Origin of the sequence: Celeribacter neptunius, from assembly GCF_900113955.1 — a bacterium.
GTDB lineage: Bacteria > Pseudomonadota > Alphaproteobacteria > Rhodobacterales > Rhodobacteraceae > Celeribacter > Celeribacter neptunius.
The window spans coordinates 202,106-217,393 of sequence record NZ_FORH01000003.1; the positions used below are offsets into that span (position 1 = coordinate 202,106).

General features: G+C 61.8%; 14 protein-coding genes and 1 pseudogene. 4 read left to right on the top strand and 11 right to left on the bottom strand.

The annotated features are described in order from the left end of the window. Positions 1–12: 12 nt before the first annotated feature. From BM151_RS09790 to BM151_RS09825, 8 genes and pseudogenes are all read right to left on the bottom strand, one after another. Positions 13–1,248 (bottom strand): annotated as a pseudogene (locus BM151_RS09790) (NAD(P)/FAD-dependent oxidoreductase); the annotation flags it as partial. Beyond that, positions 1,245–1,670 carry a globin family protein gene (locus tag BM151_RS09795; protein ID WP_090060452.1) on the bottom strand — a complete coding sequence of 142 codons (426 nt, stop codon included), beginning with the start codon at positions 1,668–1,670 and terminating at the stop codon, positions 1,245–1,247. The pseudogene BM151_RS09790 and the gene BM151_RS09795, both read right to left, overlap by 4 nt. A gap of 13 nt (positions 1,671–1,683) precedes the next feature. Next, the gene (locus BM151_RS09800) at positions 1,684–3,378 is read right to left on the bottom strand and encodes an ABC transporter ATP-binding protein (RefSeq protein WP_177213088.1); all 1,695 of its coding nucleotides are present in this window, start codon (positions 3,376–3,378) and stop codon (positions 1,684–1,686) included. Between the two features lie 5 nt (positions 3,379–3,383). After that, positions 3,384–4,475, bottom strand: a complete 1,092-nt coding sequence (locus BM151_RS09805) for an ABC transporter permease (RefSeq protein ID WP_090060456.1) — start codon at positions 4,473–4,475, stop codon at positions 3,384–3,386. A gap of 85 nt (positions 4,476–4,560) precedes the next feature. Further along, entirely contained in the window at positions 4,561–5,928 is a 1,368-nt protein-coding gene (locus BM151_RS09810) for a CmpA/NrtA family ABC transporter substrate-binding protein (protein WP_090060458.1), read from the bottom strand. A gap of 283 nt (positions 5,929–6,211) precedes the next feature. Next, entirely contained in the window at positions 6,212–7,387 is a 1,176-nt protein-coding gene (locus BM151_RS09815) for a CmpA/NrtA family ABC transporter substrate-binding protein (RefSeq protein WP_090060460.1), read from the bottom strand. A gap of 10 nt (positions 7,388–7,397) precedes the next feature. Continuing rightward, positions 7,398–7,982, bottom strand: coding sequence for an ANTAR domain-containing response regulator (locus BM151_RS09820; protein ID WP_090060462.1), 585 nt, complete (start codon positions 7,980–7,982; stop codon positions 7,398–7,400). 103 nt (positions 7,983–8,085) lie between these two features. Beyond that, the gene (locus tag BM151_RS09825; protein WP_090060466.1) at positions 8,086–8,592 is read right to left on the bottom strand and encodes a DUF2478 domain-containing protein; all 507 of its coding nucleotides are present in this window, start codon (positions 8,590–8,592) and stop codon (positions 8,086–8,088) included. 77 nt (positions 8,593–8,669) lie between these two features. Here BM151_RS09825 and mobA point away from each other — a divergent pair, with 77 nt between their 5' ends. Next, positions 8,670–9,290, top strand: coding sequence for a molybdenum cofactor guanylyltransferase MobA (gene mobA / locus BM151_RS09830; protein WP_090060467.1), 621 nt, complete (start codon positions 8,670–8,672; stop codon positions 9,288–9,290). Between the two features lie 15 nt (positions 9,291–9,305). On the opposite strand, the gene BM151_RS09835 is transcribed toward mobA, so the two are convergent. From BM151_RS09835 to BM151_RS09845, 3 genes are all read right to left on the bottom strand, one after another. Further along, positions 9,306–9,566: a sulfurtransferase TusA family protein gene (locus tag BM151_RS09835; RefSeq protein WP_245781167.1), complete on the bottom strand. Its 261-nt coding sequence runs from the start codon at positions 9,564–9,566 to the stop codon at positions 9,306–9,308. A gap of 91 nt (positions 9,567–9,657) precedes the next feature. Continuing rightward, positions 9,658–10,590, bottom strand: coding sequence for an isopenicillin N synthase family dioxygenase (locus BM151_RS09840; RefSeq protein WP_090060760.1), 933 nt, complete (start codon positions 10,588–10,590; stop codon positions 9,658–9,660). Between the two features lie 246 nt (positions 10,591–10,836). Beyond that, the gene (locus BM151_RS09845) at positions 10,837–11,868 is read right to left on the bottom strand and encodes a LacI family DNA-binding transcriptional regulator (RefSeq protein WP_245781168.1); all 1,032 of its coding nucleotides are present in this window, start codon (positions 11,866–11,868) and stop codon (positions 10,837–10,839) included. Positions 11,869–12,129: 261 nt separating this feature from the next. Between BM151_RS09845 and BM151_RS09850 the strand changes: the two genes are divergently transcribed. The 3 genes from BM151_RS09850 to BM151_RS09860 all read left to right on the top strand — a co-directional run bounded on the left by BM151_RS09850 (position 12,130) and on the right by BM151_RS09860 (position 15,288). Continuing rightward, a complete protein-coding gene (locus tag BM151_RS09850; RefSeq protein WP_425429539.1) occupies positions 12,130–13,434 on the top strand; it encodes an extracellular solute-binding protein in 1,305 nt (434 codons plus the stop codon). A gap of 69 nt (positions 13,435–13,503) precedes the next feature. Further along, positions 13,504–14,385 carry an ABC transporter permease subunit gene (locus tag BM151_RS09855; RefSeq protein WP_090060471.1) on the top strand — a complete coding sequence of 294 codons (882 nt, stop codon included), beginning with the start codon at positions 13,504–13,506 and terminating at the stop codon, positions 14,383–14,385. Positions 14,386–14,394: 9 nt separating this feature from the next. Further along, the gene (locus BM151_RS09860; protein ID WP_090060472.1) at positions 14,395–15,288 is read left to right on the top strand and encodes an ABC transporter permease subunit; all 894 of its coding nucleotides are present in this window, start codon (positions 14,395–14,397) and stop codon (positions 15,286–15,288) included.

Here is a 15,288-nt window from a genome sequence, read left to right on the forward strand (position 1 = left end):
CGTGACCTCCATCAGCGCGGGCGCGGGTGTGACCGGGGTCGCGTCTTGGAAGGCCGGGCCAAAAATCAGACTGTCACGCAGCGCCGAAATGTCGGCCCCGTCCCGGATCAGGTTGAAGAACCAGCCGCCGTCATTGGTGTCGCCATAGATCACCGCACCGACGAGGCGTTCGCCCTCGATCACCAGACGTTTGTAGATCGCGGATGTCGGGTCGGAATAGACAATGCTGTCGCGCCCCTCGCCGTCGCGGAAATCACCGGCGGAAAACAGGTCGCATCCGGTCACCTTGAGCTTGGTCGAGACTTCCTTGTTGACGAAACTTGCAGCCTCACCCCGGAGCGTCTTGGCCAGAACCTTGGCCTGATCGAACAAGGGCGCGACGAGGCCAAAGAGTGCGCCGTCATGTTCCACGCATTCGCCCAATGCGAAAATGCCCGGCACAGAGGTCTTGAGCCGATCATCGACGATGACACCGCGCCCGGTCTCGATCCCGGTCTCGCTGGCCAGGCTCACCGAAGGGCGGATGCCGACGGCCATGACCAGCAGATCGCAGGGAAGCTCCGTGCCATCCGCGAGCTGGAGCGCCCGGACACGCCCGTCATCTCCCGCAAGGATTTCCCTGGACTGTGCGCCACAGAGCACCTCGATGCCGCGGGCCTCCAGGGCCTCCTGCAACAGCCGGCCTGCGGGGCCATCCAATTGCCGCTCCATCAGGTGATCGGCGAGATGCACCACGGTGACACGGGTGCCGCGCGCGGCCATGCCTGCCGCCGCTTCGAGGCCCAAAAGCCCACCACCGATGACCACGGCACGGGCGTCGGGCCGCTCAGCGAGAGTGATCATTTCCTCGGTGTCCTCGAGATCGCGATAGGCGATCACCCCCGGCAGATCATGCCCCGGCAGCGGGATGATGAACGGTGTAGACCCGGTGGCAACGACGAGCTTGTCATAGACAACCTCGCCCCTCTCGCCGATCACCACTTGGCGCGCCGGATCGATGGCCTGCACCCATTCGCCAAACCGGCAGGTGATGCCATGGCGCCGATACCAGGCCTCGTCATGGGTGACGATTTCATCAAAGCTCAGCTCGCCCGAAAGAACCGGAGAAAGCATGAGACGATTATAGGTGCCGCGCGGCTCGGCGTTGAACAGGGTGATATCGAAAGCCCCGGGCGCCTCCGCGATCAGATGATCCAAGAGCCGCCCGGTCGCCATGCCGGCTCCGATGATGACGAGACGTTCGCTCATGCCGCCGTTCCTTTGCCACTTTGGGCCTCGAACATGTGCCAGGACAGTTCTTCGAACAGCGTGGTCCATGCCGCCCCGATACACGGATCGAAACGATTGCCCGAGACCTCGGCGAAGGCCGCGATCAGCACCTCGGACAATCTCGCGAAGTCGCAAGACGTCAATGATGCGGAGCCGGCGTCGAGCCCGACCCCACCCAGTGCCGGCACCAGCCTGTCGAGAAACCGCACCCCGCCCAGAGCGATGGCGAGTTTCTCGAAAAGCAGCTCGCCCTGACGCTCGGGATCGACCTCGTCATAGCGATAGGCAAGCTCCGGCGCGCGTTGGGCCAGCTTGCTCTGAAACGTCGCGAACACCGCCCCGGCATGGGGCTGAAGCTCTTTAAGACTGGCTTTCACGAGGGCGATCATCTGTTCATCCATGGCGACCGCTCCCTCACTCAGCCGCCACGGCTTTTGGGGTCGGCACCGCTGCCGCCTTGGCTTTCGGCTTGGCCCCATGTTCGTATTCCTCGAGAAAATCGAGCACGTCCTGGCGATATTTGTAGTAGTCCGGGTGTTCCAACAACGCCTTGCGGGTGCGCGGACGCGGCAGGTCGACCTCGGTGATCTTGCCTATCGTGGCCTGCGGCCCGTTGGTCATCATCACCACGCGGTCGGCCAAAAGGATCGCCTCGTCCACGTCATGGGTGACACAGATCGCGGTCACCTTGGTGCGTTCCCAGACCTCCATCAGCACTTCCTGCAACTCCCAGCGCGTCAGACTGTCGAGCATGCCGAAAGGCTCATCCAGAAGCAGCAGTTTCGGCGAAAGCGCAAAGGCGCGGGCGATGCCGACCCGTTGCTTCATGCCGTTCGACATGGCCGAGGCGGGTTTGTCCATGGAATCTGCCAGACCAACACGTTCGAGATAATATTCGATCACGTCCTGACGCTCGGCCATGGAGGCGCCGGGGTAGACCTTGTCGACGCCAATCGCCACGTTCTCCTTGGCGGTGAGCCAGGGAAACAGGTTTGGCGACTGGAACACCACGGCGCGTTCCGGATCAGCGCCGCGCACCTCGAACCCGTCGAGCTTGATCACACCTTTCGAGATGTCATTCAGACCCGCCGCCATGGTCAGCACGGTGGATTTGCCACAACCCGAGTGGCCGATCAGCGAAATGAATTCGCCACGGTTGAGTTTCAGGTTGAAATCCTCGACCACGGTGAGCGGGCCTTTCGGGGTCGGGTAGACCTTGTGCAGCCCTTCGAAGGTCAGGAATTTCTGATCGATCAGACCTTCCTGCGCCTTTTCCACCGCCTTCGGCACCTGATGGATTGCGGTCACATTCGGAAGCTGCTTGCTGCCCTCGGCCTTGGCCTCGATCCCGACATCCATCAGGTAATTGGTCACCTTAGCGCGCAGCCCGTGGAACATCTCGTCATGGTTCATCTCGGAGCGGTCGCGCGGACGCGGGATCGCGACCTTGAACTCTTCGCCAAGCGTGCCGTCGGGATTGAGCGCGATGATCCGGTCGGCCAGAAGAATGGCTTCGTCCACATCATTGGTGATCAGCACGCAGGTCTTCTTGTCGGCTTCCCAGATATGTTCGATCTCATCGGCAAGATTGGCGCGGGTCAGCGCATCCAAGGCGGAAAGCGGCTCGTCGAGCAAAAGCACCTCGGGGTTCATCGCCAGCGCACGCGCCACGTTCACCCGTTGCCGCATACCGCCCGAAAGCTCCGCCGGGCGGCGGGTCTTGGCATGGCTGAGCCCGACCATGTTCACATAGTGATCAACCTTTTCGGTTTTCTCGTCCTTGCCCAGATCCGGGAAGATCGTATCGACCGCGAGACCGACATTCTGATCGACGGTGAGCCAGGGCATCAGCGAATAGTTCTGAAAGATCACGCCGCGCTCCGGGCCGGGACCGGTGACAGGCTTGCCCTTGAAGGTAACCGCGCCGTCGGAGGGGCTCTCGAGCCCCGCCATCAGGTTGATCAGCGTCGTCTTGCCGGTGCCGGAGAAACCCAGAAGCACGAGGAACTCGCCCTCCTGGACATCGAGATCGATGTTTTTCAGCACTTCGGTGCGGTGAAGCCCTTCACCGAAACCCTTCGACACATTGTCAAACGTCAGGATACCCATATCAATCACCGGTTGTTGGAGAAGGTGAAGAGGGACTGCAGCGCATACATCACACGGTCCAACAGGAAGCCGATGATGCCGATGGTGAGCACGGCGACGATGATCTTGGCGAGCGACTGCGACGAGCCGTTCTGGAATTCATCCCAGACGAATTTGCCGAGGCCCGGGTTCTGCGCCAGCATTTCCGCGGCGATCAGCACCATCCAGCCAACCCCGAGCGAGAGACGCAGACCGGTGAAGATCAGCGGCAGGGCCGAGGGCAGCACCAGCTTGGTGATCTTCGACCATGTGCCCATTTTCAGCACTTTCGAGACCGAGATCAGATCCTTGTCGATCGAGGCAACACCCAGAGAGGTGTTGATCAAAGTGGGCCACAGGGAACAGAGCGTCACGGTGATCGCGGAGACGAGGAAGCTCTTGGCGAACAACCCGTCATTCGTGGTGTAGAGGGCCGAGACCACCATGGTCACGATCGGCAACCACGCGAGCGGCGACACCGGTTTGAAAATCTGCACCAGCGGGTTGATCGCGGCATTGGCATAGGGCGACAGACCGGCGAGAATGCCCAGCGGAATAGCGATGGCCGAGCCGATCAGGAAACCGAAGAACACGGTTTTGATCGAGGTCCAGATCTGCTCGTAATAAGACGGCGATCCGGTATAGGGAATGTCCTTGACCTTCTCCGGCTGACCGGCGGCGATAAATTTGGCGTTGCGTGCCTCGACACGCTCTTCGAACTTGGCCTTTTTCTCGGCCTTGGCGAGCGCATCGTAATGCAGGTTCACCGCCTCTTCCCAGACGGCGGAAGGCCCGGGGATCGCGCCCAGAGAGGTCTGCACCTTCGGCGCCAGCGCGCCCCAGAGCATGAGAAAGCCGACAATGGCCAGAACCGGCACGCCGAGGAGTTTCCAGATTTCTTTCATCTGGGTTTTCGGATTGTCACCGGCGATGGCTTTCAGCACCGGGGTCATCCAGGACAGGCCCAGGACCTGAAACCAGGCGTCGGCCTTGTTGATCCGGGTGAACAGTTTCGCGCGACGGGCCGCTTTGGTCTCGGCTTCCAGCGCCCGGTTGTCAATTGGGTCGATCGCAGTCATTGCGGCATCCTCGCGAATGAAGAAGTGGGGGAGAAAGAAAAAGCGGGCGCAATCCGCGCGACTGCGCCCGTCAGGAGAGGTTCGTTTAACCCTTCACCTCAGTGCCTTCGACGATCTGTTCGCCCTTCAACCCGATCGGCAGGCTGTCGAGATAGGCATTCGGGGCTTTGCCGTCATAGGCGATACCATCGATGATATCCTCGGCCGGGGTCGGCGCCTTGTAGCCATCGCTGTCCCAGGGAAAATCCGCCTCATTGGCCAGACCTTCGTCGACCAGAAGACGCGCGGCGTCGAGATAGATCTCCGGCTTGTAGACGGATTTCGCGACCTCGTCGTACCAGCTGTCCGGCTTGGCCTCGGCGATCTGGCCCCAGCGCCGCATCTGGGTCAGGTACCAGACGGCGTCGGAATAGAACGGATAGGTCGCATTGTAGCGGAAGAACACGTTGAAATCGGGAACGTCGCGCTTGTCGCCCTTTTCATACTCGAACGTGCCGGTCATCGAGGCAGCGATCACCTCCTGATCGGCGCCGACGTAATCGGGGCGCGACAGGATTTCGACGGCCTCTTCGCGATTGGCATTGTCATTCTCGTCGAGCCACATGGCCGCGCGAATGAGCGCCTTGGTCACGGCGAGCGTGGTGTTCGGATATTCTTCGGCGAATTCTGCGGTGATGCCAAAGACCTTCTCCGGGTTGTTCTTCCACAGCTCGTAATCGGTGATCACCGGCACACCGATGCCCTTGAACACCGCCTGCTGGTTCCACGGTTCACCGACGCAATAGCCATAGATGGTGCCGGCCTCGAGGGTCGCCGGCATCTGCGGCGGCGGGGTGACGGAGAGGAAGACATCGGCGCCGATCTGGCCGGTGATGTTTTCCGGCGAATAATAGCCCGGGTGCAGCCCCCCGGCGGCGAGCCAGTAGCGCAGTTCATAGTTGTGGGTCGACACCGGGAAGACCATGCCCATGTTGAACGGCTTGCCTTCGGATTTGTATTTCTCGACCACCGGGGCCAATGCTTCGGCCGAGATCGGGTGCATCGGCTTGCCGTCTGCGCCGGTCGGGATGTTCGGCTTCATCTCTTCCCAGACCTCGTTCGACACGGTGATGCCGTTGCCATTGAGGTCCATGGAAAACGGCGTGATGATATGCGCCTCGGTGCCAAAGCCGATGGTCGCGGCCAGCGGTTGACCGGCCAGCATATGCGCGCCGTCCAGCGTGCCGTCGATCACACCATCCAGGAGCACTTTCCAGTTGGCCTGCGCTTCCAGCGTCACGAACAGACCTTCGTCATCGAAAAAGCCCTGTTCATAAGCCACCGCGAGCGGCGCCATATCGGTCAGCTTGATAAAGCCAAAGGTCAGTTCGTCTTTTTCGAGATCCAGCATCTCGGCCCAAGAGGGGCTGGCGAGTGCGGTCGTGGCAGCGAGGCCGAGAAGAAGTTTCTTCATAAGTCTGTCCCTTCGATTTGCCTTCAATGTCCCTGTTGAAGGAAGCCCTTGGCGGGCGAAAAACACAAAAAAAGCCGCCGATAAAACGCCTGGGAGGAGAAGAGGCGATCTATCGAGCGGCTTTGCTCTGATGTCCCGGTCACCGGGACTATGTTCCGTATCGTGGCATCGTTGCCTGCGATGAAATCTTTATGCCGAGAATCACGCTGCAGATGCAAAACCCCCTAGGCCATCCCCCCGGCAAAAATGCTGCACATGCGCAAAATCGCCCAAAATTTGCGCATCATTCCTCGGAAGGATCAAAAACGCGCCCGTCGAAGAACTGGTTGCGGCCAAGAATCAACTGGCCAGCAGCGGAGGCCACCGCTTCGGGCGCGGTCAGCCCGCCCTCGATCTTCGACGAGGCGCCGGGCAGATCGGCCGAGGTCTGGGCCAGCGCCTGACGATACAGATCGGAACGGAAGACGCTTTGCGCCTGCCCGCGCGCCACCGCCCGGTCGAGCCCGGTGCGCGCCGCGAGCTGTGCCCCGATCCATTCCGCCTGAGACCGCCAGGGGAATGTGGCGGCGCCATGGAAAAATTCGACGAACCCTTCGACCGGCCGGGTCTCGCCACTGGCCGAGATCACCATGTTGCCGGTCAGGGCGCGTTCCAGCATTTCGGAGGGCAGATCGAGATATTCCGGACGGCTCAGAAGCTCCGAGGCCAGCATCGGGCTGTCTGGATTGCCGAGCCAGCGCGCCGCGCGCCAGACCGCCCGAATGAGCCGCCCCATCAGCGCCGTTTCCTGCTCCGCCCAATCGGCGCGGACCGCGAGTACCTTTTCCGGCGCAGAGGACCAGATCGCCGAGCCCGGCAACAACAGCTCGCCACCGCCGCTTTCCACCGCTTTCGAGCCCCAGGGCTCCCCGACGCAAAAAGCATCGATCTCACCCGCCTCGATCGCATCCGCCATCAAGGGCGGCGGCACGGTGCGGATATCGACGGATTGCGGCGCCGGCAGACCCAGCGCCGAGAGCCAGTAATACAAAAGCTCTGCATGCATGGAGAAGGGAAAGGGCACACCGATTCGAAGACGGCCCTTTGCCGCCTTGATCAGATCCTGGCCCGCCGCCGCCGCGTCATTGAAGCCAAAGCCATGCCCGACATCGCGCAACCGCTGCGCCAGATCGTTCGACACGCCAATGACATTGCCATTCATCGACAGGACCGAAACGGCGGCGAATTTCGCGCCGCCACCACCGAGCCCGAGCGCCGTCGCCACCGGCACGGGTGAGAGCATATGCGCCGCATCGACCCGACCAAAGGCGAGCATATCGCGCAGCGAAGACCAGGAGGGCGCAGATTTCAGATCGAGAAAGATCCCCTCTTCCGAGGCAAAGCCCATTTCCTGCGCCACAATGAGCGGCGCGGCATCAATGAGCGGGATGAACCCGACGGAAAGCCTCGTTCCTTTCATGCCGCAGCCCTCATGACAAAAGCCCCGCAGCGGTGACCAGCGCCTGCGCCACATCGGCAACGCGTTTGCCCTGATCCATGGCGGCCTTGCGCAAGAGCGCATAGGCCTCGTCCTCGCCAATCCCCTTGGCCCGCATCAACATGCCCTTGGCCCGGTCGATCACCTTGCGCTCTTCCAGCGCCTTCTTGGTCTCGGCAAGTTCCGTGCGCATGCGCTGGAACATCCGAAACCGTGCGATGGCGGCGTCCATGATCGGTTTGACGCGCTGCGCTTGCAACCCGTCGACGATATAGGCCGAGACGCCCGCCTCGATCGCCGCGGAAGACAGGCCCTCGTCGGCGCGGTCCACGAACATGGCGACCGGGCGGTCCAGAGGCCCTGAGGCCAGCGCCAGTTCTTCGAGCGTATCACGGGACGGGTTCTCGATATCGATCAACACCACGTCGGGATTGCGGGACTGGATCTGGCGCGCCAGCCCGGTGACCTCGGAGATGATCGAAATCTCGAAACTTCCGGCCTCGCGCAAGCTGTCCACGATCAGCTGGGCCCGGGTCCGGTCGGTTTCGACAACAATGATGGAAAGCGGCGCACTCATGGGGACAGATCGCGTCACACTGCCTACAAAGTAAACGATTCCTGCCGTGCACCCTGCGTGCAGGATCGCATATTGCCCATATTTCGACCCGGAAGCACAGTTTTTAATCTTTGTGCATTTGCCTCAGGCACCAGTCGAACAAGGCCTCCGGCTTCGGCGGCAGAGCTTCGGCCATCTCCCCGGCAAACTCCAGAAACCCGTCGAGGTTCTTCGGATTGACGCCGAGAAGCACCGGCACGTCTTCGGAGAGCGCCGTGCCGATGAGCAGGCGAAAACCGCGGCCTTCGAGCTCCTGCTTGCCGAATTTGTTGATCAGCACCAACTCCGCGCCCTGCTCCAGAGCCTGTTCCGCCTGATGCACCGCGCGTTGCAGCCCGTCCGGATCGAGGCGACAGCCTGTGGCATGGGCCCCTAGATCCTGCGAGATCAGAACGGTCTCTGCGCCGGGAAGGAGCGTCAGCTCCATCCGGCATCGCAGCTCCCCCGGTCGTTCGGTGTTGCGCTGGACCGCACCGGCGAGATGGCAGCCCGCTGCCTGAAGCCGCTCCGCAAGGGCTTCGAGCAGCCGATCCGTCTCGCCGCGCCCGTCCATCATCACATAGCCGAGCATGTCTCCCCCTTGATTTGCCTCTCCGTCGGCATACAGAATGGCAGCCATGGGGGGAAGCCCGAAGGAATGAGGTCGACATGAAACACTACCCCGGGGTGATCCTCGCTGGCGGAGAGGCGCGCCGCATGGGCGGCACGGCAGAAACGAAAGTGGACAAGGCGATGGTCAAGCTTGGCGGCGCCCCCCTGATCGAGCGGGTGATCTCCCGGCTGGAACCGCAATGCGCGACGCTGGCGATCAGTGCCAATGGCGACCCGAAACGCTACGCGGCTTTCGGCTATCCGATCCTGCCCGATGCGACGCCGGAACAAAACGGCCCGCTCGCGGGCGTCTTGGCCGGGCTCGACTGGGCCGCGATGAAAGGGTTCGAAGCCATCGTCACCGTCGCCACCGACACACCGTTCTTTCCGAAAGATCTGGTCACGCGTCTTGGCGCCGTGGCCCAGCCCGAGGGCTTTGGCATTGCGGTGACCGAGGAGGCGGGAGAGACCCGCTGGCATCCGACCTTCGGGCTCTGGCCCGTGGATCTGCGGCATGATCTCAGGATCGCACTGGCGCGCCATCAACGTCGGATGCTGCAATTCGCCGAGAGCAAAGGCGCCGTACCGGTGCTGTTCGAAACGGCAGAAGGAGAAGACCCGTTCTTCAACGTCAACACGCCGGACGACCTGCAGCAGGCCGAGGCACAGCTGGCGTGATGCGTCAGGAATGCGTCAACTGCCCGCCACCACGGAACCGCGACGGATGAGATAGACCTGGCTGTCGCCCAGATCCTCCATCGAGATGTACTCATGCCCGGCCTCGGCGCAGAAATGCGGCACGTCGATCACCGCCGCCGGATCGGAGGCAATGAGCCGCAAGACCTGCCCCGGCGCCATCATCAGAAGCCGCTTGCGGGCCTTGAGCACCGGCAAAGGACAGATCAGTCCGAGCGCGTCGAGCTCCTCGTCCCAGATCTGGGTATGTGTCGCCACCTGTCTTTCCATGGCCGAGGCTTAGCGCCTTTTGCCTCTGGCTGGCAACAGGCACCGGGCCAGCTGACACTCGGAGGCACCAGCCGCCGCGCTAGCGCGACTGCGCCATCGGCAAATAGGTCTCATCGAGCCGCGCCCGGAGATACTCTGCCGCCCGGATCGGCGCATATTGTGCCGCCCCCGTGCCCGGCAGGGGCGCGATCAGGCTGTCCGGGTTGGGATCGAGATAGAAGGCAGCGACATGACGCGGCCGAGCCGGCGACCGCAGCCGATGCGGCACGGCACGATACTGATCATTGCTCCAGCGCATCAGCCCGTCACCGACCATGACGATCAGACTGCCCGGCACCTCGGGCACATCGATCCATTGACCGCTGCTCGTCTGGACCTGCAATCCGCCGCGACCGTCGCCGAGCACGAGCGTGAGCGCGCCATAGTCGAACTGTGGCGGGTCATCGCCCTGCGCCTCCGCGAACCACGGATCGGCGGGGTAGTAGGACAGGCGCAGCGTTGCCATCGGCTCGGTGAAATGTGGCTGGAAAAATCCCTGCGGCAGATCGAGATCGCGCTCCACCGCCCGCATCAAGCCCCGGCCCAGACCGAGCATCTCCTTGTAATAATCGCGCATCACATCGCGGAACAGATCATCCTCGGGCCAGAGATTCGACCCGCGAAACGGCTCTCCGGCGCGCACCCGCGGATCATCGGAACGCAGATCGAGACCGATACTGTAGCTCTCCTTGGTCATCGGACGTCCATACCGGCCACCGCGCAGCTCGACGCCCGGCCCGGCCCAGCCGCGATTGGCCTGTGATTGCCGGATGTCCAGCCGCGCCTTTTCCTCCTCCGGCAGGGCAAAGAACCGTGCCGACCGGTCGAGCACATCGGCAAGCAATCGCGCCGGAATGCCATGTTCGGTCAGATGAAAAAGACCCAGCCCCCGGCAAGCCGCGCCCATTTGCTGTGAAAAATGCGCCGGGTCCTGCCCCGACGCGTGCAGACGAAAATCCAACACGGTCGTCATAAAGCGATACTCCTGAAACATGCCTGCATCCTCCTCCCACCCTGTGATTTGCAGGCCCATCACGGGGTAAGATTGAGGGTAAGCGCGCGGTCCAGGAAAAAAGAAACACAACCTATAGGAGAGGCGTCGCCGTCGACGCGATTGCTGAAAGCGCAGGCAATTGCCTAGGGCAAAAGGACATTTTCCATGCGAATGCGTCGTCGCATTGCCCCCGCGCCCAACCGACATTGCCTATCGTCACGCTCTTCAATGCGTGTCGCGCAGCACCAGTTGCGTCTCGACCCAGGCGACTTCGGAAGGTTTCTGCGGATCGCTCAACCGGCGCTCGAGCAAATCGACGATATGGCTCACCGCCGCCCCGATCGGGTTTTGCACCGTGGTCAGCCGGATCCCCGGCCAGGCCGCCATGGCGATATCGTCGAAGCCGGTCACCGAGACGGCACCGGGAACATCGACACCGCACTCGCGCAGATAGCCCAGCGCACCGATCGCCATGGCATCATTAGCGCAATGCAGCGCGTCGATCTCGTGACGCCCGAACAGATCGCGTGCCGCCTGATAGCCGCTCTCGACCGTGTAGGTGCCCTGTGCCACGGCGACAGGCGCCAACCCGGCCTGAGCCAACGCCTTGCGCATCCCCGCTTCCCGCTCATCCGAGGCCCCATAGCTCTCGGGACCGCGAATATGCGCGATGCGGTGACGGCCACGATCGATCAACAAGCGCGCGGCGCTGGCACTGCCCTCGAGATTGCGACAACAGACATTGTCGACCTGATCCGCTTCGATAATCCGCCCGGAACAGATCACCGGGATGTTCAGCTTGGCGCATTGTTCGGCGATCAGGGGTTCCATCGAACCCGCGCGCATGATCAGCGCATCGAGCGGATAGCGAAAAACCTCGCCCAGAAGCGCGTCGCGAGCCTTGCGGCCGCCGCCGTCGATCAGGATTGGCCATTTCCCCAGCGCGTTGAGCCGTCCGACCAGTTGTGCGACCACTTCGCTGTCATAGGCATTGCGCATATCGCCGACAAAGATCGCCACCAGATGCGAGCGCCCGCCCGACAGACCCGCCGCCAGCGCATTGGGCCGATAGCCCAATTTGAACGCCGCGGCGAGGATCGTGTTGCGTTTCTCGGCATCGAGAGAGGCGCCAGGGGTGAAGGCACGCGACACCGCCGAGCGGGAAACACCCGCCTCCTTGGCAACATCCTGTGCCGTCACGCGCCGGGGGGATGGGTCGCGCCGTTTGCTTATGTTCGGGTCATCTTGCACGGGCACAGCTCTCCGCCCTGAAGCGATAATTTGTCAAGAACGATACGAAACTTTCACAGAACCATCACAGAGCGCCGGTAGGTGAACACGTGTGCAGAGCGGCGCGGACCCGGAGAGTTGATCCGGCCCGCCCGGCTTTCTGCGTTCCCCCTCAGGGAAGCCCCCGGGGAGGCCCTCGAGGAGGAAGGACCGCAACGCCGAAGCCCCCAGGGGGAAGGCGTAAACCGACATAAGGCCCTAGAGCGGGCTCAAACCGGAGACAGTGTGATGAACACGATGAAATTCACAGCGGCCGCGACCGCTTTCGCCCTTCTGGGCAGCGCCGCATTCGCGGAAACCGAGATCACCTGGTGGCACGCCATGGGCGGCAACCTCGGCGAGACCGTCAACAAGATCGCCGAAGGCTTCAACGCCTCGCAAGACGAATACAAGATCACCCCCGTGTTCAAAGGCTCTTACGAAGAGACCCTGACCGCCGGCATCGCGGCGTTCCGCGCCGGTGAACAGCCGAACATCATGCAGGTGTTCGACGCCGGTTCCGCCACCGTGATCGGCGCCCAGGGCGCGACCGTTCCGGTTCAGGACCTGCTGTCCGAAAACGGCGTCGATTTCGACATCAACGACTATATCCCGGGCGTGCGTTATTTCTACTCCGGCTCCGATGGCAAGATGATCGGCATGCCGTTCAACTCCTCCTCGCCGGTGATGTATTACAACGCCGACGCCCTGGCCAAAGCCGGTGTCGAAGTGCCGAGCACCTACGAAGAGTTCGAAGCCATCGCCCCGGCTCTGAAAGACGCCGGTTACATCCCGCTCGTGCAGACCCACCTGCCTTGGGAATTCGTGGAAAACTTCCACTCCCGTCACAACCTGCCCTTCGCCACCAATGACAATGGTTACGAAGGCGCTGAAGGCACCAAGATCCTCATCAACTCCGATGAGATGAAAATGCACTTCACCAAGGTCAAGGAATGGCTCGACGAGGGCTATTTCGGCTTCTTCGGCACCGGCTGGTCCGACAACCAGTCGCAGTTCGAAGCCGGCAATGCCGCCATGTACATCGGCTCCTCGGGTGACTTTGGCGGTCTGACCGCGAAAGATCTGCCGTTCGAATGGGCCTCGTCCTACCTTCCCTACTGGTCCTCGATCACCGAAGAGGGTTACCAGACCTTCATCGGCGGCGCGGCGCTCTTTGCCATGGCCGGAAAATCCGCCGAAGAGAACAAGGCGACCGCCGAATTCTTCGCCTACCTGACCTCGCCGGAAGTCCAGTACATGTGGCACCGCGAAACCGGTTACGTTCCGGTCACCACCGCCGCCTACGAGCTGGCGAAATCCGATGGTCACTACGACCGTTTCCCGGCTGCCGAAACCGGCCCGAAACAGCTGATGCTGACCGCCGGCGAGAACACCAAAGGCTACCGCATGGGCTTCTACGTTCAAATCCGTGACGTGGAAAACCGCGAGATCGCCCGCGTGCTCTCCGGCGAAACCACCGTCGAAGAGGCGCTGAAGACCATCGAAGAAGAAGGCAACGCCCTTCTCGCCCGTTTCGCCAAGACCCAGGGCTAACCCCCTCCGCATGACATGCCCGGCGGCCGCATCCCTGCGGCCGTCGGTTTTTTCAGAAAGGTCCTCCCCATGAAACGTGCCGGTTTCACCTCGCGCTGGCTGCCGATTTTCCTGCTGGTCCCCCAGCTTTCGATCATCCTCCTGTTCTTCTACTGGCCCGCCGCCTATGCGATGAAATCCTCCTTTTTCCTGCAGGACCCTTTCGGGTTCGGCCAGACCTTTGTCGGGCTGGAGAATTACACCTCGCTTTTCACCTCTTCCGAATATCTGAAAGTCGCGAATTTCACCGTGTTCTTCACCGTGGTCGTGACCTTCTTCTCGCTTTCGCTTGCGCTGTTGCTGGCGGTGAAAGCCGACAAGGTGCTGCGCGGGGCGAAGACCTATCGCACGCTCCTAATGTGGGTCTATGCCGTGGCGCCGCCGGTCGCGGGCTTCATGGGGCTGATCCTGTTCAACCAGCGCTGGGGGCCGCTGATGGAGTTCTTCGGCCTGTTCGGCTGGGAGTTCGAAATGGGCGCCGACTATTCCGACACGGCCTTTGCGATGATCGTTATTTCGATCTGGAAACAGGTGCCGGTGAATTTCATCTTTTTCCTGTCGGGGCTGCAGGCCATTCCGAAAGCCGTGCGCGAAGCCGCTCTGATCGACAACCGTTCGGCCTCCGGCCGGTTCTGGGACGTGACCTTTCCGCTGCTGGCGCCCACCGGTTTCTTCCTTCTGATCATCAACATCACCTATGCGCTGTTTGACACATTCGGCGTGATCGACACGGTCGTGCGCGGCGAGCCGAGCAACAACCCGATGACCCTTGTCTACAAGGTCTATGTCGACGGCTTCCGGGGCAATGATCTCGGCGGGTCCTCGGCGCAATCGGTGATCCTGATGGTGCTGGTTCTGGCCCTCACGGTGTTCCAGTTCCGCATGGTCGAACGACGCATCCACTACACCTGAGGCAGGACAATGGCTGATATCACCTCTTCCCTGGCCGCCCCGGCCCGTTCCACCCGTCGCTTTCGCTGGTCCACCCTCGCGGATCACGCCATCCTGATCACCGGCTCGCTGTTCATGCTGCTGCCGCTTCTGGTGCTGCTGCAAACCGCCTCGACCCCCGACATCGAGACGATGAAATACGGCCCCGGCCTCTACTTCGGCGATCAGCTCGACGACAATTTCCGCAAGGCGATGTTCGAAGCCTCCGGGTTTTCCGGCCAAAACACCGGGCTGTCGATGTTCAAGAACTCGCTGATCCTCGGGCTCGGCTTCGCCTTCGGCAAGATCGTCATCGGGATGATGGCCGCCTATGCGATCGTCTATTTCCGGATGCGCTTTGCCACCATGGCCTTCTGGCTGATCTTCACCACGCTCCTGTTGCCGCTCGAAGTGCGCATCCTGCCGTCTTACGAGATCACCCAGAAGCTCGGGTTGCTGAACACTTACACCGGTCTCATCGTGCCGCTGATTGCCTCGGCCACCGCGACTTTCTTCTTCCGGCAATTCTTCCGCTCGGTGCCCGAAGAACTCGTCGAAGCCGCGCGCATCGACGGCGCCGGTCCGGTGAAGTTCTTCATCGACATCCTCGTGCCGCTGTCCCAGACCATGATCGCCGCGATGTTCATCATCATGTTCGTCTATGGCTGGAACCAGTATCTCTGGCCCACCATGATCACCACCGAAGAGGGCATGTACACCCTCGTGCGCGGCATCAAGCAAATCGTGCAGGTGCTCGAAGGCAACGAGATCCCGCAATACGGGCGCGCCAATATGCTGGCGATCATCGCCGTGATCCCGCCCGTCGCCATCGTCATTTTCTTCCAAAGCTGGTTCGTCAAGGGCCTCACGGAATCCGATAAATAA

Excerpts from the sequence above, each read along its gene's own strand:
- BM151_RS09795 (WP_090060452.1), bottom strand. The coding sequence starts at position 1,670 with ATGGATGAACAGATGATCGCCCTCGTGAAAGCCAGTCTTAAAGAGCTT.
- BM151_RS09800 (WP_177213088.1), bottom strand. The coding sequence starts at position 3,378 with ATGGGTATCCTGACGTTTGACAATGTGTCGAAGGGTTTCGGTGAAGGG.
- BM151_RS09805 (WP_090060456.1), bottom strand. The coding sequence starts at position 4,475 with ATGACTGCGATCGACCCAATTGACAACCGGGCGCTGGAAGCCGAGACC.
- BM151_RS09810 (WP_090060458.1), bottom strand. The coding sequence starts at position 5,928 with ATGAAGAAACTTCTTCTCGGCCTCGCTGCCACGACCGCACTCGCCAGC.
- BM151_RS09815 (WP_090060460.1), bottom strand. The coding sequence starts at position 7,387 with ATGAAAGGAACGAGGCTTTCCGTCGGGTTCATCCCGCTCATTGATGCC.
- BM151_RS09820 (WP_090060462.1), bottom strand. The coding sequence starts at position 7,982 with ATGAGTGCGCCGCTTTCCATCATTGTTGTCGAAACCGACCGGACCCGG.
- BM151_RS09825 (WP_090060466.1), bottom strand. The coding sequence starts at position 8,592 with ATGCTCGGCTATGTGATGATGGACGGGCGCGGCGAGACGGATCGGCTG.
- mobA (WP_090060467.1), top strand. The coding sequence starts at position 8,670 with ATGAAACACTACCCCGGGGTGATCCTCGCTGGCGGAGAGGCGCGCCGC.
- BM151_RS09840 (WP_090060760.1), bottom strand. The coding sequence starts at position 10,590 with ATGACGACCGTGTTGGATTTTCGTCTGCACGCGTCGGGGCAGGACCCG.
- BM151_RS09850 (WP_425429539.1), top strand. The coding sequence starts at position 12,130 with ATGAACACGATGAAATTCACAGCGGCCGCGACCGCTTTCGCCCTTCTG.
- BM151_RS09855 (WP_090060471.1), top strand. The coding sequence starts at position 13,504 with ATGAAACGTGCCGGTTTCACCTCGCGCTGGCTGCCGATTTTCCTGCTG.
- BM151_RS09860 (WP_090060472.1), top strand. The coding sequence starts at position 14,395 with ATGGCTGATATCACCTCTTCCCTGGCCGCCCCGGCCCGTTCCACCCGT.